This is a genomic window from Neolewinella persica DSM 23188 (assembly GCF_000373105.1).
GTDB classification, from domain to species: Bacteria; Bacteroidota; Bacteroidia; order Chitinophagales; family Saprospiraceae; genus Neolewinella; species Neolewinella persica.
Genome location: NZ_KB890448.1, coordinates 1 through 23,185, shown reverse-complemented (window position 1 = coordinate 23,185; position 23,185 = coordinate 1). Strand labels below are relative to the sequence as shown.

Below are 23,185 nucleotides of genomic sequence, written 5' to 3'. Positions count from 1 at the left end.
CATTGATTTGCTTCGGCCCAGCTGGCCGAACGAACCGTCAATGTCATATTCAATGCTAAATCAACTTATCCAATGTTTGTTCTTCGACCCCTGCTCTTCAACGAGCTTTCACTGCACCTGCGGCCGCGCCCTAAGTTGCTGAATCTCTTCGCTTTTATTCTACTTTTTCCCTACTTCTTAACTGCTCAAATCCATGGTGATGTAGTTGACGAGGACGATTATTTCATGACCGGTGCCACCGTCAGTTGGCTCGAGGGTGGCGGTACAACTGTTGATGCCGAAGGCAAGTTTTACCTGGACAATGTAGCGGGTAAGGACCGCTTTCGCATTTCCTACCTCGGCTTTACCACCCGTGAATTCTGGCTTGATACGCTTACCTTCCCCCTCAACGTCGTCCTGACCGAAGCAGGCACTTCTCTCGATGCAGTTGAAGTTACTGCCCGTGATAACGGCCGCTCCGCTTCTCTGCTAAATAGCCGGAACATAGAATCCATCTCCAGTAAGGAACTTCGCAAGGCTCCCTGCTGCAGTCTGGCGGAGAGTTTTGAAAACAGCCCGGTGGTGGACCTTACTTACGGGGACCCACTGACCGGTCGTCGGGAAATTCAGGTCCTGGGGCTGAAGGGGAACTACACACAACTCACCCTGGAGAAAAGGCCAATGCTCGATGGATTGGCCAGCCCCTTTGCGCTTGACCTCATTCCTGGCCCCTGGGTAGAAGGCATTCAGATCGGGAAAGGAAGCGGCTCCCTCGAAAATGGTGCTCAGGGAATCACCGGGGAGATTAATACCGAACTCATCAAGCCTCCCCATGGGCCGAAGTTGTACGTAAACCTCTTTGCCGGGAGCCAGGGTAGGGGAGAAGCCAATGTGCTGATGAACCACCAAATCTCCCCTACATTGTGGTTGGGTGCTGCAGCCCATGCCAGCCTCACGGAAAATAAGCACGACTTCGACTTTGATCGTTTTAAGGACATGCCTGATCGGCGTACCGGTGTTGGTTTGCTGCGTCTGTTCCGCCGTGGGACGGACAATTGGGAAGGCCAGTGGAATATTCTGGGGGTAAAGGATCGGAGGAGTGGCGGCCAGCAGAATGTGCATGACCACGGCCAGCCGACCCTTAATCCATACATCATCGAACAAGACAATCAAAGCCTGGAAGTATGGGGTAAAACGGGGTACTACGGTTTTGCCAAGCCACACCAATCTATTGGACTAATTTACAGTGGCTCGTTTCACAAGCTGAACAACCAGTACGGAGGGGAATTCCATCGTGGCACGCAACGATCGGGTTATTTCAATGGTCTGTACCATACGCAAATCGGAAACGAAAATCACCAGCTGGCGCTGGGTGGTATCGCCCGTATGGATGATTTTACGGAGACGTTGGGTTCCCGCGACTTTAGCCGCGGGGAGTCTACCGTAGGCGTTTCCGGGGAGTACACTTTCCGTTGGGAGGAAGCTAAAGAAGGCGCTTCGTTCCGCGCATTTACGGCCATCCTTGGTTTGCGGGCCGACCGGCATAATCTTGGCGGAGATCAATTCAGCCCCCGGGTGAACTTGAAGTATAACCCCAACGAAGCTACGGCCATCCGGTTGAGCGCCGGGCGGGGCTGGCGTTCACCAAACCTGTTGGTTGATAACCTGAACTGGCTGCCCAGCAGCCGGGAGATTATTGTCGGTAACGAGTCGGATACTGGTCTTTCGGCAGAGAACCCAGGCTTCCTTGGCCTGGAAACTGCCTGGAATTACGGCATTAATCTTACCCGGGACTTTATCGTCAAAGGCCGGGAAATGCAGGTAGTGCTGGATGTGTTTCGCACAGAATTTCAAAACCAGGTAATCGTCGATGCTGAACAGGAGCTTGCTAACCTGAGGTTGTACCAGTTGGATGGTGCCAGCTATGCCAACAGCCTGCTTTTTAGCGTCAATTATGAGATATTACCGCTGATCGATGTGAAACTGGCATATAAGTACCAGGACGTAAAGCAGACTTACGCGACGAATGGCCTGCGGGATGTTCCACTGACGCCTCGTCATCGGGCCCTCGCAACGGTGGGTTACGACGGTGCACGTTTTAAAGCACACCTCAATTACCAGTGGGTAGGGGAGCAACGGCTGATCGACTTCGATCAGGTTCCTGAAGATATTTTCCTGCCGCACCCGCAAACGTCGCCGGCCTTCGGCCTGCTGAGTCTGAACCTGACCTACGTCGCTAATGCTAAAACCGAGTTTTACTTTGGTGGCGAAAACCTGACCAATCGCCGGCAGCGGGACGCCATCATCGGCGCCTGGGAACCGTTTGACGGCGGCTATTTCGATGCCACCCAGGTCTACCAACCGATCTTCGGTGCCCGGGCATATGCTGGGGTTCGGTGGACGTTGAAGTGAGTTGCAGGTTGCAGGTTGCAGGTTGCAAGTTGCAAGGGTTGCAGTGGTTGCAACCTGCAACCTGCAACCTGCAACCTGAGCGCAGCGAATCCTGCAACCTGCAACCTGCAACCTGAGCGCAGCGACCCGTTAAACTCCTCTTAATCAGTAAGCTTCTTTTACATTTTTTCTAAACTCTTCTTATCTTTAACCATAAATTTCAAATACCCATGCGTCAATTAATCCTTTTCGTTGCTCTTTTCGGCTTTATCGCCATGGCAGCACCAACAGAAAAAATCATCATTCAAACCAATGCTATTTGTGGCATGTGCAAGACCAGTATCGAGGCCAGCCTTACGGCTCTTGAAGGGGTGAAGTCGGCCGAACTTGACCTGGTCACCAAGAAGGTGAAAATCAAGTATGACGACAAGGTACTCGATGCTGCTACGCTGCGTCAGGCCATCGCCAACACGGGCTACAATGCTGACGACGTACCCGCCCGCCCAAAGGCACAGGAAGCGCTCGCCGCTTGTTGTAAGCCTAAGGAAGCCTGCGCTAAGGAAGCTGCAGGTGCCTGTTGTGCTAAAAAAGTAGTCGAGTAGATTTCCTACCGTTTTTAGCACAAAAAAATATCCCACCCCCGAACATTGATTTGGGGGTGGGATTTTTCTTTGCCACGAAAAGGTACTTGCTTTTTTGGGGTAACAAATTATCATTGGGGCAATTCAAAGGACATGCCCTGGAAAATATCCTTGCTTTCTCAAAGGTTATACCATCATCACCTAATTTTATCCTCCGGAATTTTTCTGACTGCTTATCCCCTTTTGCTGCCATGCTCAAATCAATTATTACCGCTTGTCTCTTCCTATTCACGCTGGCAACGGCTTCGGCACAGCTGGTCGTGAAAGAACGCCCAGAAGTGCCCGCTGCTTTTGCCAAGCGGGAATTACCCCAACCAGGTAATTGCTGTATGATGACGAAGGCTGGTTGGGCCATCAAAGACGGTGCTTATACTTACCTGCCGGCACGGGAAGTAAAAAAACGGCCTGGGTTTAAGTACGTTCCTGGCAAGTGGAAGAAAGTTAAGGGAGGTTGGACGTATCAGGGCGAGGAATGGGTGGCAAAATGATGCCCTGGTGCGCTGTCAGGTACCGATGCTTCCCGGCCGGCGAAGGCAGACGGGGAACTAACTAAAATTAGAGGATTCCGATTTCGATCAGCGGATCTTCCCCTGTATGGTTCCTGGTGTGGTATATATGGGCGGGGCCGCAGGTGCAGGGAAGGGATGTGGGTGCAAACAAACGCTTCCATCACCGTTGACAATTGGTTAACTGTGGACGACGGAATGTCCTCCTGAAAACTAATGCCACCTTCTGATGACCAGACAGCATGCTTGGAAACATTCAGTAATTTGAACCTGGCTTTATAAAAAAAATGGCTAGACGTGGTCCACTGCGTGAACCACATCTAGCCATACTTGTAAGTCATTAATGATCAGGTCCTTAATTTTAGCTATAAGCTAAAATGTGGGGCCTGAGATCAACAGAACTTAATAGCTCCTTTTCTAGTGGCGGAGAATAACCCGATCGCTGAAAACACGGTTGCCCACCGATAGCTTGACCGCATAGTATCCGCTCGCTATAGTTGAAGTCGTTATTTGCGCGACCGGTTGGTTAAAAGTACCCGCGTAAACCTGACGTCCCATCAGGTCGTACAAGCTAATTTGGTAAGGCTGACCGTTAAAGTTTGTGTTCTCGATAGTCAGCACTTGGTTCGCGGGGTTAGGGAACATTTCAATTCCGTTATCGATAAAATTCGGCTTGGTAGCTAAAGATTCGACTATGAAGGTGCGGCTGTCGAAAATAGTAGTATCATTCTGGGAATGGTCAGTCAGAATATAGCCCAGGAAATAGTCGCCCGCTTCCAATTGGTAGTATTCCAGTTCCAGGTCTTCGTCACCCGTCTCGATGGTGAAGACGGCATCGTCATTGATGACGAAGAACTCTTCATCCGTCACGTCGTTGAAACTTTCGTAGGTCAACTGAATGATATCTCCAGGTACTAGCGTAATCCGTTCTTTGGCGGTAATTAGGGCCGTGTCCGCTCCGGTACTGGTAGGAATGATACTCTGTAGCGTGATGTTGAAATCATCATCATACGCGTAGGTCATGATCACCTCCTGGCCAATTGAATCTTCGGTAGGGTTAAGGAGTGCTGGAATCTGAATTTGCGTAAAGGCCACCAGATCCCCGTTATCGTCCTCGTACTCGAAGTACTGCAGATCAGCGATATAGGCGGGGAATCCATTGATGCCCAACCATGCCTCGTCCCAGTGGTAACCATAGGTTTCCGAGCCATCCGTTTCCAGCGCGAAGGTATCGGGATAGGTGCTGCCAAGGATAATGTATTCATCGGGGTTACCCTCGAAGGCTTCCAGCAAAACAATTTGGATCTGCTCCAGGTCTTCAGGGTCGGTAATGCGGATACCACTGAATACATCCGCACTGCTGCGGCCCTGGCTGGTTCCCCCACCCGGTTCGAACAAACCGTTAACCACAGCTGCAGAAGGAGGGGTACGGTCCATTTTGGCGGTCGGAACGTAAGTATTGGTTAGGAACCCTTTTATGTCCGTTGAAAAATCAATTGGGTTGTACTGAGAGTTCAATGAATAATTTAGATATAAGTCGTTACCCAGTTTGTTATGCGGTAAATACATGGTCATACCAGTTGCATTCGGACGGGTGTTGTCGTGGCGCTCGTAATTGATCGTGGAAGATATACCGATCTGTGCAAAGAAAATTTCACCACCCAGGTCGGGTTCTTCGATCAGTAATTTATTCAATAGGTCACCAATGTCAACCATGTCCTCTGAGAATTCAGGTCTGGTAATATTTACGGAAAACTCCTGGGATTTTCCGCGAGCGCGTTGTAAGCCTCTGATCTTGTTTTCTTGTCCTATCCTCTGGAATAAGGCTTCTAGTTGGGTGACCAAAAAGTCTACTCCGCTCATATCAAGCACAGATAACGTAACCCCTTTGGTGTTGAAAAGAGCTGCTTGTGCATGAAATCCATCCACGATGACGCGGCCTAAAGAAGCGCCGTCGGTAACAGAACCATTTTGCATGGCCTGGACAATTGGCGTATAGTCCCAGCCGTGACCGGGTTCCGTCTCCTCCGAAACTACCATGTATTTGCCGAACGCCTGTAGCGACTGGGCTACCTCAATCGTCGCCATAAGGCAGGCATCGAAGCCGAGTACCTCAAATTTGCCGCCACCCTGAATAAAGGTGCTGGCTGCGAATGCTGATTTTAAGGTAGGAATAGTAAAATTATTTCCACTCAATTCGTCAAAACCGAAGCCGCGAATATCTGCACCGTGGTTCCAAAGCGAGATGCCGTATTTCTGGGCGGGGTAATTCTGGGTGGCCCAGTTGACGAAATTGGTGAGGTTCTGGGGGTTGGCCATATCGGTGCCTACTGGGGTGTAGGGAATGCGAGTCTGGACGCCATTGGCCATTTGGTAGGCGCGAATGTCCCGCCAATCATCTTTGTTGGCTCCACCAGTCAGGACAATCACATTAACGTTGCTGGTGTTGGTGACAGCAAGCATTTCATTGATGTCTCTTGTTGCAGCATTAGACCTGCTTTCCAGGTCAGCACCCACTAAGTAGACCAGGAAAGTCCAGGGCTTAGGAGCTTGCTGTGCAAATCCCTGTCGTGGCAGGACAAACGCAAACGCAAGCAATAAAGTAAAGTAAAACTGTTTCATACAAAAAGAATTTCTTGAGTTGATAAGAACGAATCCGACCTTGGACAGCAAGGCCCCAAAACCTCTATTAGAGGCTGTTGACTTAGGGAGAACAAAAGTAATTTTGAAGAGACCAAATTCGAGCATTGGTTAGGGTGACAAGTGCGACTTGGTAGGGGGACAAGTGCGGCCCAGTAGGATGACAATTTGGGGGGACAAACCAATCCAATACTATTCCGGACGAATGTCTATAATCCTCTACTTCCCCATTGGCGTTTCCTCCTGCTCCCACCTCATCCGATAAACCTTTGCCGCACGATAAATGAGCAGGCAAAACGTAGCTACCCCGACGGCCAGAATGGAGCACGAAGGACCTGGGGCGACTCGTTCGGTTTTTGATCATTTTGGCCAGTTCGAAGGTGAGCAGCATGGTTTTGAGCCAGATCAGCAGGATGGAGGAATATTCAGGGCGGGGCCGCAGGTGCAGGGAAGGGATGTGGGTGCAAACAAACGCTTCCATTGCCTTGCTCCTCCCACTTATCCCTCGGGGGAGGAGCCTGCTCCTGCGTCCGCGCCTGCTAAATATCCGCCCGGCACGCTTATCTTGCGGCTATGAAAGCAATTATTCCTGTTGCGGGTACCGGTATGCGTTTGCGTCCGTTGACCTACACCCAGCCAAAGCCGCTGATTCCGGTGGCGGGTAAGCCCATCATCAGCTTCATCATTGATGGACTCGTCGAATTGGGCATCACTGAATATGTCTTCATTATCGGATACCTCGGGGAAAAGATCCGGGAATATATTGAGCGGACCTACCCCAATTTACACACCGTCTTTGTCACTCAGGAGGAACGTCTGGGCTCCGCCCACGCGATCTGGCTGGCCCGCGACCACTACGCCGATGCTGATGAACTGATCATTTTTTTCGGAGATGCCATTATCGACGCCGACCTCGAAGCTTTCAAAACCAGTAAAACAAGCTGTATTGGCGTACAGTTAGTTGACGAACCCCGCCAATTCGGCATCGTGGAGCACGATATTGATGGGAACATCCGTGCCCTCGTGGAAAAGCCGAAAATTCCAAAATCGAATATGGCGATGGTCGGTTGCTATAAGGTACGCGAGGTCGAACAATTCATTGAAGCCTGTACCTATAATATCGAAAATGAGGTGCGGAGTATCGGTGAATACCCATTGACGGATGCGTTAGCCCGAATGCTCGAATGGGGTACCGAATTTTCCACCATTGCCGTGGACAACTGGTTCGATTGCGGCCGTCGTGATGTGCTCCTGAAAACCAATGCCACCTTCCTCGATCGGGACGGCTTCGCAACGGATGATCCACCGCCGTACGACAACAGCATCATCATCCACCCCGTCCACATTGGCCCCGATTGCGATATTTCCAACTCCATCGTCGGCCCCTACGTTACCCTTGGTGCCAACACCAAGCTAGAGCACGCCATTGTATCGGATTCCATCATTGGCGAATTTGCGACCATCCACGATATTGTCCTGCGTGATTCCGTCGTTGGTAACGACGCCAGTATCGGCGGTCTGCGACAAAGCCTGAACATTGGGGATAATACGGAAATCGACTTCGGAGGTTAGCGGTAGGCGCTCTGCATTGATTCCTCCGGGCTTACTTCGGGGTTGTTGGCCGAACTTCCACCTTGCTGGGCAGCGTACGTGCCGGCATTTTTAACAGGTCGACGACCATTTGTCCAATGTCTTCCGGTTGAATTTTCCAGGCATCTTTTTCCGACGGAGTATGCCCATTGAAGTGAGTTGAAACACTACCCGGCATAATGGTGGAGACCTTGACGCCCTGGCTGCGCACGTCGAGCATAACGGCCTGTGTAAAGCCCACCAACCCGAATTTACTCGCATTGTAGGCGGAGCCCGTTGCGAAAAAATTGGTGCCGGCCAGACTTGCAATGGTAAACAAATAGCCCTTATTCGCGATCAATTCGTCCAGCCCCGCCTTAACGGTGTTAAAAACTCCCGTAAGGTTAATGTCAATAGTTTCACTCCATTCCTCAGCGGTCAATTCCTGAATGGGGGCAAAGTGGCCTACACCGGCGTTGGCGATCACAATGTCAATGCTGCCGAAAGCAGCTTTACCTGCCGCCACCGCTTCCATCTGACTGGGTAAGGAGCGAACATCTGCTTCTACTCCAACTACTTTACCAGGGTATCCCATGGCATTTAGGGTACTGGCGGCTTTCTCCGCAGCAGTCTTCGTCCGGCTGGTAATAATGGCGTTACCACCTTCTTTAATGATCGATTCGGCAACGCTATAGCCGATTCCCTTTGTGCCTCCCGTAATGTAGGCTGTCTTAGATTTGATTGTGTTCATATCCCGTTAACGGAGATCAGGGTAGAGTAGTTGGATACTATTGGAAGTCTTTTCCCGTTTTTAGAGAACACAAAAGAGGGGGCGTTCTTATGCCTATACGAATAAAGTGCCGTAAGCTTTAAGGTGCGAGCTGTCCGCCTTTTCGTTAGTGCAGGTGCCGTATTTGTGTACTGATAAAATCTAAGTGTTGTTCAAGTGTTGTTTTGGCCAGTCATTCCGGATTACCGGAATGACTGGTTTTTATGTTTGCTGTGGGCGGTCATTCGTAGCTTCTCCTTATCTTGTGGGTGGTTCTGACTTTTTCCACCTACATTAGTAATTACTACTTGTTTTTTGCGTTTCAAGAACAACACACCCCGTAGCCTCCCAAAAACATGATTACCAATTTGTTTCGGTTCCTGACACAACCAGGGAGCCAACTACTTATTTTTACCTTGTTGTTCCTACTGCCGGAAGCACTCACCGGGCAGTGTCTCTCGCCGGAACTGGCAATGATTAACTCTTGTGTTGAGCATCCTAATCCGAATGGTGGTAGTCTCCTCGTTGAGTCAGAGTTTCTGGTGCTGCGAAGTGGCCTGGTAGAGATTCCAGTAACTGAAATTGGTTTTGATCTACCGTTTAATGGTTTTGGCCCGGACAATGCAGACCTCGGCCGGGACTTTAATGGTGCGTTTCTGGGGTGTGACTTCAAGGAGCCGACGGTTACGATGCTATCTGGTTGCCCCGGTGTTATCCCGCTCGGACCGGGAGGGGTGATTCCGCCAAACGCAATCATAGTCGTATTTATCACGGGAACAACCGTAACTGCTGACATGCTGGATACGGACTTTGCGAATATTTGTAATTCCGCACAACCAGTTTATATCCTTCAAAGTGCCTGTGAACGAACATCGGGTGCCTTTGCAAATGGCCCTGGAGCTGGGGACCCGTTACGTACGATCACTGCGTTTTCGCCCTGTGGTTTAAGGAGCTTTACGTACAACACCCAGGAGATCAATCCCAATGACGGTACTTATTTTCTGGTTGGGCCCAGTGAGTCCGGCAACCTGGATTGCGATTTACCTGTCCTCCCGGCGACCTGCCCACCACTGGATACAACCTTTAGCTTATGTGGTTATGGTGCGTTGGTTGATCCTCCCGTTTCTACAGACCTTTTTCGGCAAATTTACCCGAATTCGATCCTCAGTATATCTTTTCATCGCTCACCGGGAGAGGCAGAGGTGAATACGAATCAGTTGACGGAATATACGGGGCCAACGGACCGGATTGATACCCTGTACACCCGTATCATTTATTCGAATAATCTGTGCGTTACCGTAGGCAGGCTGTTCGTAAACTTTCCTTCTACCCCAAACCAGGCCGTGTTGCCAGCTGAACCTATTCGTGGCTGCGATCCTGAAGGGGATGGTACGGGTGTTTTTAACCTTAGTCTGTCCGACAATGAAGTGGGGGGCGGTGCGCCAGTCACCTGGTATTTGGACGCTGCAGCAACCTCACAAATTAACGATATAACCGCATTTTCTACTTCGGCCACCAGCGTCTTCGCCATCGCAGGACTGGGAAATTGTGCGGGGACAGCCGTTGAAATTCCGCTTGAACTTATCGTAGGCCCAACGGGCATGGCCACCATTACTGAAACGTCCTGTCCTGGTAACAATGATGGTGCAATTACACTAACCGCAGCGGGCTTTGGCCCTTTTTCTTACGATTGGGGAAACGAAGCCTTTAATGATCTGGATGTGCGTACTGGGCTGTCCCCCGTACAATATCGGGTTACCATTACCGACCGATACGGCTGCGAAGATCGCTTGCGTCCCAGAGTACCCGAAGGAGATCCACTCACCATTTCTTGTGCGGTTGAACAGGCCGTTACAACTCCAATGGCGGACGATGGAATTGCGCGTATTTCGTTTGCGGGGGGGAATCCTCCTTTCCAGTTGAGCTATTCGGGCGCGGCCGCAGGTACAGTGGTGGTTAACGGAGCAATGTTTGACCTTACGGGATTATCTGAGGGCAACTATACTTTTACGGCCATTGATGCAGACGGGTGTACGAGCGAGCCTTGTACCCTGGAGATACCGGCAAGTCCGCCCATCAGTTTGATCTGCCGGGTAAGAAACAACGCTGACGGAGCTGGTATTCTTGGGAGTATCAACGTCAATATTTCTGGCGGGATCAGCCCCTTCACGATTACTCTGACGGATGCTGGTGGAAGCACCGATTTTCCCGGCCGTCAGACAGGAGACCACGTCTTCCGTAATCTTGCCGCTGGCACCTACACTTTTACCGTCACCGGAGCAGATGGACGCTCCTCCTCCTGTATGAGTACTATTGTCAACACTCTCTGCCCGCTAACCATCGTAGACGTAACACAACTGGCAAATGACTGTTCAGGGACTGATAATACCGTCATCAGACTAACCATTGCCGGAAACGATGGACGCATAACTACCGTTTGGTCGGGACCGGGTGACATGACAATATATAATGACCAACAAGAGGCCGGACCGCTTATGCCGGGAGTATATTCCGTCTCCATCTCAGATCAGAGTGGTTGTCTAGCGGAATCTGGCCCCATCGTAGTCACGGACCCTGGAGATATTACCTTCAATATTGGTGGTAACTTTATGACATCGCCCTGCCAGGATGATGGCAGCGCTACGATAGAGCTACTGGGCGGAGGTTCCCCTCCGTATGAAGTTGTTTTGATCGATTTGGATACTGGAGCTGAAATCGAAAGTTTCGTTAATCAGCCGGTAGGGGCCATGGTCACTTTCGATGGACTTAGTGGCGCGTTCGGTGCGCCTAATTATGCCGTGTTTCTAGCCGATGCTATCTTATGCTACACTGATACCATTCCAGTTTCCATCACCTCTCCTCCTGATCCCGACCTGACCCTGCCAGCAGTGGATCAGCAAATGACACTCCCTACCTGTGATGGAGGTAATGATGGTTCCCTGACGGTTATGGCATCTGGTGGAACATCACCCTATAACTATCGCTGGATTGATTATCCGGAAGTAACCTCTGGCCGGATTCTGCCGGCAGGTAATGGTCAGGTTGATTTACCGTCGGGTGATTACGTAATTGAAATTATGGACACCAATGGTTGCCTTGACACGGCCATTGTTTTCCTACCCGATGGGAGTTCGCCGGCAATAAACTGCGGTCAAACTACCTCCGTAATGGGGGCTACTCCCGGAACGGCTGAATTTACCTTGTCAGGTGGTGCTCCGCCATACACCATGACCCTCACCTCCAACGGCTTGAACCAAACTTATCCTGGTTTGCTGGCTGGATTGACCACGATTATGGACATGGCCTTTGGGGACTACCTGGCGGTGGTCACGGATGCTAATGGCTGTCAGTCCCCTGGGTGCCTTACAAGTATCGAGCAAGAAACGTGTTCTATCTCATCGGTAGCAACAATAGACAGCATCTACTGTGGTGGAAGCGTGCCCGGACGAATAGCACTGGTTCCTGCAGGAGGAACATCTCCCTACATCATTGATTGGCAAGACCCTGCCTTGCCAGATCAGGCGATGGTCGACATTGCAATGCCCGGTAACTACCCAGTTCGGATAACTGATGGAATGGGGTGCGAATACGATACAAGCTTTACCGTTGCGGTCAGCTTTGTTGTACCAACCATATCGTTTGGTCCGGACCGTATGCTGACTGCTTGCCTCCCAGACAGCATTGGCATTCCTTTTTCAGTGTCCGGAGCCGGGGCAATAGTCGTGAGCTATGCAGTAAGTTATAATGGGCAACCTCCCGTACCCAGGACTATTGCGGGAGCGATGGCCAACGATACCGCCTGGGTCACTTTCAACGGTACTACCGGAGACAATGCTCGGGTTGTTTTCAGTACTGTGGCGGATGATAACTGTTCTACAGCTTCGTCAGAAACCTTCGACTTGGAGGTGTTAAGCCCGGATACCACCAGTCGGTTTGACGTTACGTGTGATCCGACTCCCATTGAAATCGGCGGTCGCTTTTTTGACCCCATGTCCCCCTCAGATACTTTCCTGGTAGCTGATGGAAGTCAGTGCGGTCGGCTTTTTGAAGTCGACATCACTTTTCAACCAATTGGCACCGACCCGGATATCGTCCAACGTTTTGACGTTACGTGTGATCCGGCTCCCATTGAAATCGGCGGTCGCTTTTTTGACCCCATGTCCCCCTCAGACACTTTCCTGGTCGTAAATGATGGAAGCAGGTGTGGAACCCTTTACGAGGTCGACATTACCTTTCAGCCAATCGGCACCGACCCGGACATCGTCCGACGTTTTGACGTTACCTGCGATCCCACACCCATCGAAATCGGTGGTCGCTTTTTTGATCCTATATCACCTTCAGACACCTTTCTGGTGGTTGATGATGGAAGCAGGTGTGGTACGCTCTACGAGGTAGACATTACTTTCCAGTCAGGAACTGCTCCTGATACCAGCATTGTTTTTACCTGCCCGGCAACACCCTACGAAGAGAATGGAGAGGTATTCGACGCTAATCGCCCCGAAGGAGAAGTACGGTACCCCCGCCCGGGCCAGTGTGACAGCGTAGTGTACGTAAGGCTTGATATTGCACCGAGCTTCTTAGGGCGTTATGGGGAATCTGCCTGTGTTGGGGATACCATTTTCTACGCTGATACCTTCTTTACTGCCGAACGGGCAGCAGGCGTAGCCCGCTTCCCAGGTATGGCGGCCAACGGCTGCGATTCCCTGGTCATCGTAAATAATACCTTCCGTCGTACCGGAGAATTACGCTTGTTTGGAGATTTTGACATTTGCCCCGGCGATTCGGTAGACCTGCGCTTTGCCTACGACGGGCCAGGAGGAATTAACGGCATCCTGCGAGATGCCAGCGGGAATACGACTGCCCTAAATAACGTCCGTAATGGCGACCGGATTCGATTCTTCCCTGATGAACCAACCACTTATACCCTGGTAAGTTCCGGCATTGGTGGCTGTCCGGGCGAGGTCAGCGGGTCTTCAACTGTTGAGATTAATGATCTGGCCATAACCACGGAAGTGCTGGTGGATCCGGGAGACTATTGTCGGGATACCCTTGGCAGGGCGGTAGTTAATTACACTGGTGGGGCTAGCCCCTACGGGATTTCCTGGAGCAACGGACCAAGCGATAGCCTGAACCGGAACCTCCTGGCCGGAACCTACGTAGTTACCGTCTCGGATGGAGAAGGCTGTGTCCTTGTTGATTCGGTTATGTTGAATCCGCGGCAACCCCTCACCGCCCGGGTAACCGGCCTGCCCGGCGAATGCCCCGGAGATGGTGGTCGCCTTCAGATTGATACCATCTTTGGAGGGGGAGGCTTTTATGAAGTCAGTCTCGACGGAGAGTTCTTTTTACCGGTGGAAAACGTAGCGGATTTCATTATCCCTCCAGGATTACGCCGAGCTACTTTCCAGGACGCCGATGATTGTTCCGTATCGGTGACTTTCTTCGTTCCAGGAACCTTGGATCCAGCTTTCAACCTGCCGCTGGATACCACCATTTTTATTGGAGACAGTGTATTCCTTGATCCCCGCGTTGAGTTGCCCCTTGATTCGGCCTGGTGGACGCCTTCCAACGGATTGAGCACCCCCAATCAACTGGCAACGGTAGCTGCACCTCTGAGCTCCACCAACTACGTCCTGCACCTGCGTACCACCGCCCAATGTGAATTTACGCAAACCGTCTCCATTGAAGTTGACGAACGCTTACCGGTTTACGCACCTACAGCCTTCAGCCCCGACGGGAACGGCGTAAACGATGTCTACCAACTTGAATTCAATGGCCGGGTGCGCGAAGTGCGCACCTTCCAGATCTTCAACCGATGGGGAACCATGCTACACGACGGTCCCGACGGATGGGATGGTTACCTGGATGGGCAACCAGCACAGGTTGGTGTCTACGTTTACCAGGCCATACTTGTACTCAATGATGGATCGGAACGTTTGGTGAAGGGAGATTTTGTGTTAATGCGATAGGGCATGGGGTTTTGTTACACCACTCTACATCTGATTGCTAACATTAAATACTGATCACTACTCTTCCTCCAACAACTCTGCAGGAAGGCGCTTCTTAGTCTTGGCACCCAGTGTTCGCAATTTCTCAGCCCTGCCGATCAGCGTCGAACCATAAGTGCCACCGGTGGAGAGTTTTTTGAGGGCGTTACCGTAGGCAGATTGTGCCCGGTCAAGCTGTTTTCCGACGGTTTTGAGCTCTTCGGTGAAACTGACAAAGCCATCATACAGCAGCCCACTTTGGCGGGCGATCTCCAGAACGTTCTTTTTTTGGCTGTCCTGCTTCCAGATGAAACTGACCGTCCGCAAGGTTGCCAGAAGGGTAGAAGGGGTAACGATCACAATGTTACGTTCCAGTGCTTCGAGGAAAATGCCCTGATCGGTGGCCAGGGCAAGTCCGAAGGCGGGTTCGATAGGTACGAAGAGCAAGAGGTAATCCGGGCTGCTGATTTGATAGAGACGGGTATAATTTTTGCCGGACAGGTCGGTGACGTGCTTTTTCAGACTACGCAGGTGCGCCTGCGCATGGAGGCGACGGTCGGGGTCTTCGGGTGCGAGGGCGCAGTATCGATCGTAGGCAGTCAGGGATACTTTGGAGTCAATGATGAGGTGCTTCCCTTCGGGCAGATTTATGACAAAATCTGGCCGTTTCACCCGGTCGTCGCTATCACGGTAGCTACTTTGAGCATCAAAATGTACGCCTTGCTGAAGGCCGCTGGCTTCCAGCAGGGTCAGCAGTTGCCATTCGCCCCAATCTCCCTGGGTCTTGGTATTGCCGCGTAAGGCGCCGGCAAGGTTATTGGCCTCCGTACTGATCTGCAAGTTCAGTTGTTGGAGGTGTTTAATCTCTTGTCGCAGGGATACCCGATCACGGGTTTCTTCCAAAAAGCGTCGTTCAACTTGTTGCTCAAATCCCTGAAGCTTCTCTTGAAGCGGTTTAAGGATATTGGTTAATTGGCTGGCATTTTGCGCCGTAAACCTTTGGCCTTTTTCCTGTAGCAACCGATCCGCTGTCTGTTCAAATTGTGCCAGGCTGGTGGCTTGCAATCGTTCCATTTCGGCCTGATGGCCAGACAGTTTTTCTTGCAGGTGCCGCAGCTCGGTACGGGCGGTTGCTAACTCGTTGCCCAGGAGGTTTTCTGCCGTGCTTTTTTCTTGCAGGTTCTCATAGTGCAGGTCTGCTTCTCTACGAAGTTGCTCGTGGAGCTCGCGACGGATGAAGCCTTTTTCAACCTCCTCCATGGGAAGGAACGTATTTCGTAATCGCAGTTGGACGACCAACCAGGTGATCAGCCCCCCGGTAAGGAAGGCGAGCAAGAAGAGCAAGGAAAGGCTGGTTGTTGTCATGGGCGCGGTCGCAGGTGCGGGGGATTGGGATTAAGCAACAGGGGGAGCTGTAAAAGTTCTCTTAGTTACAAATATAAACAAAAAGTTTTTTAAGCAATCGACCTTTCATGCACCTAATTAAGCTACGCATTGGGTTGAATACCTGTGGCGCGTTCATAACCTTCAATATTGCACCACAGGCGCTCAACCCAGCGTTCCCGTGCCTGGCTGCATTTTTTATCCAATAATCTTCACACTTTCGTCAACACAAATAGGTGAGGGTTAGAAACACCCTGTCCTGATGAATAGGGGATTTTCCAGTTTTAAGTGTCTTAACGCTGAAAGCCGTAACTTTGCGCCCGTTAAAAAAAAGCCATTGGTATGGCAACTGCCTCATTACCAATTGTTGCACCTGCGGCCCCGCCCACCTCCGAAGTAAGCCGCGAAGCTAAAAATACTTGTGAAAAATTGGCTGCTAAAGGTTTCATAAGACTACGTGAAGAACGCAATACCCTAATGAAAACTGCGTTTCGTTCCATACCCTATGGGATTAGCCCCAAGCCCGTCTCTTATACCCCAGACTAAATGAAATTTTCCCTTTTATCTTTGCTTACTGCACTGCTGTTATTGGTATCTGCTCCCGTTCAGGCGGCGAGTTGGACCGATCAAATAGTTGATTGGTTCGCGAGTTTCTTCGCTCCAGAACCGGAGGCTACCGTAGAGTGGTCCGACGAACAGCTGGACAGCCTGCGCACGAGCCCCACTGGTCTTCTGCTCAATGAGATCGCTGATGCGGATACACTGGCCATAAAATCAGCCTGGCCGTATGAGTCGTTCGATCCGGCAAGTGACCTGGAGCGGCATAACCGCCTGCTCCGTGAAACGGTATTGCTAACCCGCCCTGGAAACAAACTGCCCTTTCGTTTCGTTCCCGCCATCCGCATCGTTTACCGGCATGATCAACGTCCGGAAAAGATGATTGCCATGGCCCGCCGATTTGCGAACGTGCAGGAAGTCCCCTTCGATAAAATAATCGAAAATGCTTTCCCTATCGGACTCGATTTACCCACCGTAATCGTTACCGACGATCCGGTAGGTCAGTCGTCCTTTAATGCTGACTGGTACCACGCCCTTTTTGGCATTGATGGTGCTGATGTAACGCTGATTCACTTCGGCGATCCGGCATTGGTCGTTGGGGTCCCGCAGTCGTGGTCAGTAATTAACACGCCCCTGCGCAGCAAGGAGAGTGAAGCTTTCCTTGCTCAGGCAATATTTGGTGCAGAACTGATCGATGGCAGGTTGAAAACGACCACGCTGTCTTTCGCCGCTGGCGAAGGCTACCGCCTGGAACCTTACCGGGCTGGCTTCCGATTGCCCGAATTGCTGGGCGTAGACCGCTACAAACTGGAAAATGCAGATTACCACATTAACCGTGGCATCCGCTACCGCGCCATGCCGGGAGCGCAACTGCTGGTAATGAAAGATGGACAGGTCATTTATGAAAAAGCCTACGGACATCAGATGTACCGTAAGCAGCAAGTAACGCCGGCTGACCTCTACGACTTAGCGTCGATCACCAAAGCCGCCGCTACTACGCTCGCGGTGATGAAGCTTTATGAGGAAGGAAAGATCAAGCTGGATGCTCAGGTCAGGGATTACCTGCCTGAGCTTAAAGGAAAAATGATTGGCCGGTACAAAATAGAAAGGCTATTAGCACATCATACCGGTTTGCAATCTGAGATTCCTTTGACTGGTCTTATCGGTAAGCAGTTTGTTGCGGATGAGGTCAGAGATGACTTCACGGTGCCCGTGGGCCCCGATCGTTGGCTGGACAGTAAGGTGCCGGCAACGGTGCGCAAAAACCTGACGGGCAAGATCGGCCGAACTAAACGGCAGGTGTACAAGTACAGCGATTTGAATTTTTATCTGCTCCAGTTGATCGTTGAAGAAGTAGCCGGTGAAAGTATGGAAGATTTGCTTGTGCGGGAATTTTACGAACCACTTGGCTTAGGGAAGCTGGGCTTTCGCCCAGCCGGCAAATTCCCGATGGAACGCCTGGTACCTACGGTGGTTGACAAGTGGATGCGGGGTGGTTTACTACGGGGATACGTCCATGACGAAGGAGCTGCTCTCCTTGGCGGCGTAGCGGGCCACGCAGGCCTGTTCTCCAACGCTTACGACCTAGGCCGGCTGTTCCAATTATTTAATGATGAAGGTGAGTATGCAGGTAAGCAGCTGCTTCAGCCGGAAACAGTGGCCCTGTTTACCGGTAAAAACCGCTTCAACTACCGGGCGCTTGGGTTTGACCGGCTAGCCGGAGGTTGGCAGAATGTGGTTAATGCCGGTGCCTCAGCGCAAACCTTTGGTCACCTCGGCTTTTCCGGAACCTCGGTTTGGGCCGATCCGGAAAACGATTTGGTGTTCGTTTTGCTTACCAATCGTGTCCACCCCGATCCGGGAAACGAACGCTTTGGCAAGATGCAGATCAGGGGTAAAGTACACCGTTCAGTGTACCGTGCCTTGAATTCATGGGAGGTGACGTTATAGTTTTTTGTGCGTTTTCTTACCCTCTGAATATACCAGTTAATAAGTGAAGTCCGCCAATTAATCATCGGTTTCGTGGGGCTAAGGTTTTAGGTTGCATTTTGCAGGCCTAAGCTTAAGTATATGTGCTATAGACTAGTATTGGTTATCTTCTTCCTTCTTCCTTTTGATGATGTACAGGGGCAGCCTCAGGATTTTATGGACAGGTTGGACAGCATTCGGGCTAAGGTGGTAGCTACTACGGAAGATAGCCGGGTGAAGGCGTTGGATTTGATGGAACTTTCGTACCAGATGTCTTCTCTTGGGCGTTTTGATACTTCGGCCGTACTGAGTGCAGAAGCTTTACGGATTGCAAAAATATTGGAGAGTGATACCCTAATCTCTAAGGCTTACTCTCGCATCATGTTTGATAAACTGATAACGGGGTTTGATGAAAACCATAAGCTACTTTATGATACGGCGATGTTCTACGCCGAACGGGCCCAGGCCCGTCTTGGCATGATCAATCTGCATGTCGATTTTGGTTACTACCTGGGGAGGTACGGCAGCTGTCCTGATGCGATTGGACATTTTGCCGCAGCGGATTCACTGACTCGATTAGGGGAAACGCCCTCCAGCCTCCTTCTGAAAACCCGTATTAGGTACTGTGGATCTTTGCGCCAATGTGATGTTTTTGCCCTGATACCGGACATCGTCCGGGAAACAATTCCAGTGGCAGTCAAAGAGAAAGAATGGCGATTATTAGCTTCGCTTTATGATCTGAGCATGACTGCTTATAGTGCGATGGCACAACAGGACAGCGCACGCGTTTATCTGGAAAAATTCAAGGACATATTACCCGTAGTGAATCGACCTGCGACTTACGGAATGTTCTATAATAATGCGGCGGAATTTCATTACAACAATAAGGAATATCAGGAAGCCTACGATCTGTTACAGCTGGGGCTGGCGTTGGGAAAAAAACGAAACAGCCCGCCTACAAAATTGATGGCAGAATATTACGGTCTGGCTAAGTCTTCTTTAGGATTAGGTAAACTTGCTGAGGGGGAAAATAACCTGAAGGAGAGCAATAGCAAATTAGAGGAAAGTAAGCGCTACTTTGAAATAGTACTGCCCTTTTTCAGTGAAACGGAACAGGTGGAAGTGGTGGAAGAAATTTATACCGGTCTTGCCGAAATAAACGCCTCACTGGGAAATTATGAGCAATCCTATAAATATTGGAGGTCCGGCCAACTCATCAGGGATAGCCTCAAGGCCTCGCAGCATCACGAGCGGATAGAGGAACTGAGCGTAAAATTTGATACGGAGCGGATTAAACGGGAATTAGCGGAGTCCGAATTATCCCTCTACGAAGCCGAGCGCCGCGCCGACCGTAACCGGCTTGTTGCACTTGGTTTAGTAAGCCTGCTGGCGCTTAGTAGCTTGCTCTTATTGTACTTGCGCTCCCGCCGGCAAAGGAAGGAGTTAGAGTTTCGGCAACAGCAAGCAGAACTTCGTTACAGCCTCCTGCGTGCCCAGATGAATCCTCACTTCATCTTCAATTCTCTGAACGCCATCCAGAGCTTTTTCTCCGGGAAACGCTTCGAGTTGGGTAACGAGTACCTGGGCATGTTCAGCCAGTTGGTCCGCCGTATCCTGGAGCAAACCGGACAGGCTTCCATCAGCCTGCACGAAGAGTTGGAGACCCTACGGATCTATCTCGACCTGGAACAACTCCGGATGGGAGAAATGCTGAGCTACGCCATTCATGTTTCTCCGGAGGTTGAAATGGAACTTTTGGACGTTCCTCCTTTAGTTCTGCAGCCTTTCGTGGAGAATGCCATTTGGCATGGTATTGCACCAAAAAACGGGGCTGGAAGAATTGATATTTACCTTAATTACGATGAGCGCCTCGAGTCGCTGCACTGCATTATCGAGGATGATGGAATGGGCATGCATGCGGGTAATAAGCCAGACAACGGCCACCGATCCCAGGGGGTCGACATTACGCGCCGGCGCCTGGGGAAAGGCGGTCGTATCGATATCCGAAACCGTGCTGACCAGGAGGCCGGAGTGTCCGGTGTCCGTACAGAGTTGGTTATTCCCCTAAAAGGCTGACCCGGACCTTCCGTTTCTTGACCTTGGAATTGTTCAGCAAGGCAATTAAGGATTCCACTTTGACTTTAGGAACGCCGATAAAGGCACAATCGTCCAATAGCTCAATTACGCCCAGCTCCCCTTTTTCCAATCCGCCCTGTTTGAAAAACATGCCGGCCAGGTCACCTTTTGAGATTTTATCCTTTCTGCCGCCAGAAACGAATAGCGTAGCCCATTTACTGTTCTGTACGGGCCGTGGTTCTAACGGCATGACCATTTCTTCGGCGTCAGTTACGTAGTCGGGTAGGGGATACCCCGTCCACCGAAGGAGGTAGGAAGTACCATTGGCGTGCATTCGTGCAGTACGCCCGTTTCGGTGGGTAAATTCGGCTTCCTTATTGGGGAGTTGATAATGAATGATGAAATCCAGTTCCGGAACGTCGATACCCCGGGCGGCCAGGTCAGTGGATAAAAGGATCCGGTGCGTACCGTTGCGGAACTTGATCAACGCGCGCTCACGTTCAGTTTGTTCCAGCCCACCCATGAAAACGCCGTAATCAATCCCCCGGCTGTCCAGGAAGTCCCCTACAAAACGCAAGGTTCCCTTTACGTTGCAAAAGATGATGCCCCGCCCAATACCGGTTTCACCCAATACTTTTTCCAGCGCCTGGAGTTTATCTTTTTCTTCCGCGATCACTTCGACAAGCGTCAATTGGCTGCTCCGGGTACCGAGGTAGTTAATGGTTAGCGGATCCTGCAGGCCGACAAAATCGGGGACGGCAACTTCGTTGGTCGCCGAAGTCAGTACCTTCTTTCTGAGGAAAGGCAGTGAACGGATGATTTCCTTCATCTCCTTTTCAAAGCCGGTTTCCAACGATTTATCAAACTCGTCAAGAATCAGGGTTCTGATCTTTTTGACGCTGAAGGCCTCCCGCCGCAAATGATCCGCTACCCGGCCGGGCGTACCGATGAGTACCGCCGGAGGGTTTTTCAGACTGTCCCGTTCCTTGGAGCCAGGACGCCCGCCATAAACAGACGCAACCCGGTAACCGCTACCCATTTCCCGCATCACCTGTTCGATCTGCATCGCGAGTTCGCGGCTGGGCACCAAAATCATTACCTGTACCTCAGTTTCCTTCGGGCTCAACTCGTGAATGATCGGTAGTAGGAATGCCAGCGTCTTGCCGGTTCCGGTCGGAGAGAGGAGAACTACCTCCGGACCGTGAAGTATGGCTTTGCGGGCCTCCTGCTGCATTTGATTCAGCGCGGCTATTCCCAGCTTCGCCAGGATGTCGGATTGCGATTTCATGGCGCGAAGATACACCTTGAATTTTGCTGGCTATGGGCTATAGTGCTCGTCGCCTGTTGGAATCGTAAGAAACCACTCTCAACCCTCTTCACCGGGGAGCGTTGTTTAAAACGCTGCGCGTTTTTTTGGTAACGTCGGTGGCAGAATCAGTACTTATCCTTACCAAGGCAGAGTTGGCGTGACTGCAGTACTGACAATAACTATTGTGAAAAGAGGAGTAGACTTAGGCATTATTTACCGTGCCAGCAATCACTGGTTGCAGCGTGTCTGGAGCCAGCAGTTGGTCAAAAGCACCAAAAGAATAAGCTGCTGCCGCAATGAGCATCAGGGTAATGAGCGCGGTGATGAAGCGGGCTTTTTGACGACGGCGACGGTCATTTTTTGCGGTCTGGTAGTTGTACATCGTTTCAGGTTGTTTCAGCGAATGGGATAAAAAGTCTATATAAGGCATTGACTTAACGAAACAACAATGGGGTATCATACATTAGTTGCCAAAGAAATCTCAACAACCCGTTATTAAAATCATAAACATGTCCGTCAACGTTTCCGCCTATCACAGCCTTATGCAAAAGGTCGATGCCTGCAACGCCCGATTAGTCGCGGTGTCCAAGACTAAACCCAAGGAGGACATTATGACTTTGTATGAGCTGGGCCATCGCGATTTTGGAGAGAACCGGGTAGCAGAATTAGTGGAGAAACACAACGCTTTACCCAAGGATATCCGCTGGCACTTTATCGGGCATTTGCAACGCAATAAGGTTAGAGAGATTGCGCCGTTCATCCACCTGATCCACGCGGTGGATAGCCTGAGATTACTGCGCGAGATTAATAAGAGGGCGGCAGAAAATGATCGGATCATTCCCGCATTACTGCAGTTTCATATTGCGGAGGAGGAGAGTAAATACGGTTTCGATCCGCAGCAAGCCACAGCTTTTTTCAACGAGTTGGCCAATACGCCAGCGCCCTCCGTTGCGCTGGTGGGCGTAATGGGCATGGCTACTTATACCGATAATGAGGAGCAGGTAGTCGGTGAGTTCAAGCTGCTTTCGGATACTTTTTCAAGCTTAAAGTCGGCGCACTTTTCTCAGGAGGATAGCTTCCGGGAAATCAGCATGGGGATGTCTGGTGACTACCCGCTTGCGTTGGCGCAGGGCAGTACGCTGGTTCGGGTGGGAAGCTTACTCTTTGGGGACAGGTGATGGCTTTGGGGCGGGGCCGCAGGTGCAATGATCCTTGTCGCGCCGCAGGCGCGGTCCCCAACAGGGAAGGATAAAAACGCAAGAAAAAAGCACTGTATTTCGCCAGGTAGCTACGTTTCAATTCCGCAGGACCCAGCCCCGACCTGCCGACTGCCTTAATGGTCCCACCCGTTTTAGCCTGGTACTTAGTGTAGAACTTAATGCCTCTTAGTGCCTTAATGGTTATACTTT

The 23,185-nt window shown here is 51.0% G+C and carries 14 protein-coding genes; 9 read left to right on the top strand and 5 right to left on the bottom strand.

Going from position 1 to position 23,185, the window contains the following annotated elements; translation table 11 throughout:
- Positions 1-72 precede the first annotated feature (72 nt).
- From B036_RS0120235 to B036_RS33715, 3 genes are all read left to right on the top strand, one after another.
- Positions 73-2,391: a TonB-dependent receptor gene (locus B036_RS0120235; protein ID WP_020570560.1), complete on the top strand. Its 2,319-nt coding sequence runs from the start codon at positions 73-75 to the stop codon at positions 2,389-2,391.
- Between the two features lie 209 nt (positions 2,392-2,600).
- Positions 2,601-2,972 (top strand): heavy-metal-associated domain-containing protein, encoded by a 372-nt coding sequence (locus tag B036_RS30290; protein WP_020570559.1) that lies wholly within the window; start codon positions 2,601-2,603, stop codon positions 2,970-2,972.
- Positions 2,973-3,202: 230 nt separating this feature from the next.
- Positions 3,203-3,499, top strand: a complete 297-nt coding sequence (locus B036_RS33715; RefSeq protein ID WP_020570558.1) for a hypothetical protein — start codon at positions 3,203-3,205, stop codon at positions 3,497-3,499.
- Positions 3,500-3,934: 435 nt separating this feature from the next.
- On the opposite strand, the gene B036_RS0120220 is transcribed toward B036_RS33715, so the two are convergent.
- Positions 3,935-6,139, bottom strand: a complete 2,205-nt coding sequence (locus tag B036_RS0120220; RefSeq protein WP_020570557.1) for a clostripain-related cysteine peptidase — start codon at positions 6,137-6,139, stop codon at positions 3,935-3,937.
- A 301-nt stretch (positions 6,140-6,440) separates the two neighbouring features.
- Between B036_RS0120220 and B036_RS0120215 the strand changes: the two genes are divergently transcribed.
- Entirely contained in the window at positions 6,441-6,734 is a 294-nt protein-coding gene (locus tag B036_RS0120215; RefSeq protein ID WP_020570556.1) for a hypothetical protein, read from the top strand.
- The gene (locus B036_RS0120210; protein ID WP_020570555.1) at positions 6,731-7,729 is read left to right on the top strand and encodes a sugar phosphate nucleotidyltransferase; all 999 of its coding nucleotides are present in this window, start codon (positions 6,731-6,733) and stop codon (positions 7,727-7,729) included. The genes B036_RS0120215 and B036_RS0120210 overlap by 4 nt, the downstream gene beginning before the upstream one ends.
- A 31-nt stretch (positions 7,730-7,760) precedes the next feature.
- Here the strand turns inward: B036_RS0120210 and B036_RS0120205 are convergent, their stop codons facing one another.
- Positions 7,761-8,477: an SDR family oxidoreductase gene (locus B036_RS0120205; RefSeq protein WP_020570554.1), complete on the bottom strand. Its 717-nt coding sequence runs from the start codon at positions 8,475-8,477 to the stop codon at positions 7,761-7,763.
- 374 nt (positions 8,478-8,851) lie between these two features.
- Here B036_RS0120205 and B036_RS0120200 point away from each other — a divergent pair, with 374 nt between their 5' ends.
- On the top strand, positions 8,852-14,464 hold the full coding sequence (locus tag B036_RS0120200) for a T9SS type B sorting domain-containing protein (protein WP_026232163.1): 5,613 nt from the start codon (positions 8,852-8,854) through the stop codon (positions 14,462-14,464).
- 57 nt (positions 14,465-14,521) lie between these two features.
- Here B036_RS0120200 and B036_RS0120195 read toward each other — a convergent pair whose 3' ends face one another.
- Positions 14,522-15,847, bottom strand: a complete 1,326-nt coding sequence (locus B036_RS0120195) for a DNA recombination protein RmuC (protein WP_020570552.1) — start codon at positions 15,845-15,847, stop codon at positions 14,522-14,524.
- Between the two features lie 564 nt (positions 15,848-16,411).
- On the opposite strand from B036_RS0120195, the gene B036_RS0120185 reads away from it, so the two are divergent.
- Together B036_RS0120185 and B036_RS0120180 are read left to right on the top strand one after the other, a co-directional pair.
- Positions 16,412-18,373 carry a serine hydrolase domain-containing protein gene (locus tag B036_RS0120185; RefSeq protein ID WP_020570550.1) on the top strand — a complete coding sequence of 654 codons (1,962 nt, stop codon included), beginning with the start codon at positions 16,412-16,414 and terminating at the stop codon, positions 18,371-18,373.
- A 120-nt stretch (positions 18,374-18,493) separates the two neighbouring features.
- Positions 18,494-20,467 carry a sensor histidine kinase gene (locus B036_RS0120180; RefSeq protein ID WP_083926267.1) on the top strand — a complete coding sequence of 658 codons (1,974 nt, stop codon included), beginning with the start codon at positions 18,494-18,496 and terminating at the stop codon, positions 20,465-20,467.
- Here the strand turns inward: B036_RS0120180 and B036_RS0120175 are convergent.
- Positions 20,448-21,755 (bottom strand): DEAD/DEAH box helicase, encoded by a 1,308-nt coding sequence (locus tag B036_RS0120175; RefSeq protein ID WP_020570548.1) that lies wholly within the window; start codon positions 21,753-21,755, stop codon positions 20,448-20,450. The two genes, B036_RS0120180 and B036_RS0120175, sit on opposite strands and share 20 nt — an antisense overlap.
- A gap of 223 nt (positions 21,756-21,978) precedes the next feature.
- Positions 21,979-22,158, bottom strand: coding sequence for a hypothetical protein (locus tag B036_RS0120170; protein ID WP_020570547.1), 180 nt, complete (start codon positions 22,156-22,158; stop codon positions 21,979-21,981).
- A gap of 127 nt (positions 22,159-22,285) precedes the next feature.
- Here B036_RS0120170 and B036_RS0120165 point away from each other — a divergent pair, with 127 nt between their 5' ends.
- Positions 22,286-22,954 carry a YggS family pyridoxal phosphate-dependent enzyme gene (locus B036_RS0120165; RefSeq protein WP_044103314.1) on the top strand — a complete coding sequence of 223 codons (669 nt, stop codon included), beginning with the start codon at positions 22,286-22,288 and terminating at the stop codon, positions 22,952-22,954.
- The last annotated feature ends 231 nt before the right edge of the window (positions 22,955-23,185 follow it).

Coding starts and splice junctions, on each gene's coding strand:
- B036_RS0120235 (WP_020570560.1), top strand. CDS start 73: ATGTTTGTTCTTCGACCCCTGCTCTTCAACGAGCTTTCACTGCACCTG.
- B036_RS30290 (WP_020570559.1), top strand. CDS start 2,601: ATGCGTCAATTAATCCTTTTCGTTGCTCTTTTCGGCTTTATCGCCATG.
- B036_RS33715 (WP_020570558.1), top strand. CDS start 3,203: ATGCTCAAATCAATTATTACCGCTTGTCTCTTCCTATTCACGCTGGCA.
- B036_RS0120220 (WP_020570557.1), bottom strand. CDS start 6,139: ATGAAACAGTTTTACTTTACTTTATTGCTTGCGTTTGCGTTTGTCCTG.
- B036_RS0120215 (WP_020570556.1), top strand. CDS start 6,441: ATGAGCAGGCAAAACGTAGCTACCCCGACGGCCAGAATGGAGCACGAA.
- B036_RS0120210 (WP_020570555.1), top strand. CDS start 6,731: ATGAAAGCAATTATTCCTGTTGCGGGTACCGGTATGCGTTTGCGTCCG.
- B036_RS0120205 (WP_020570554.1), bottom strand. CDS start 8,477: ATGAACACAATCAAATCTAAGACAGCCTACATTACGGGAGGCACAAAG.
- B036_RS0120200 (WP_026232163.1), top strand. CDS start 8,852: ATGATTACCAATTTGTTTCGGTTCCTGACACAACCAGGGAGCCAACTA.
- B036_RS0120195 (WP_020570552.1), bottom strand. CDS start 15,847: ATGACAACAACCAGCCTTTCCTTGCTCTTCTTGCTCGCCTTCCTTACC.
- B036_RS0120185 (WP_020570550.1), top strand. CDS start 16,412: ATGAAATTTTCCCTTTTATCTTTGCTTACTGCACTGCTGTTATTGGTA.
- B036_RS0120180 (WP_083926267.1), top strand. CDS start 18,494: ATGTGCTATAGACTAGTATTGGTTATCTTCTTCCTTCTTCCTTTTGAT.
- B036_RS0120175 (WP_020570548.1), bottom strand. CDS start 21,755: ATGAAATCGCAATCCGACATCCTGGCGAAGCTGGGAATAGCCGCGCTG.
- B036_RS0120170 (WP_020570547.1), bottom strand. CDS start 22,158: ATGTACAACTACCAGACCGCAAAAAATGACCGTCGCCGTCGTCAAAAA.
- B036_RS0120165 (WP_044103314.1), top strand. CDS start 22,286: ATGTCCGTCAACGTTTCCGCCTATCACAGCCTTATGCAAAAGGTCGAT.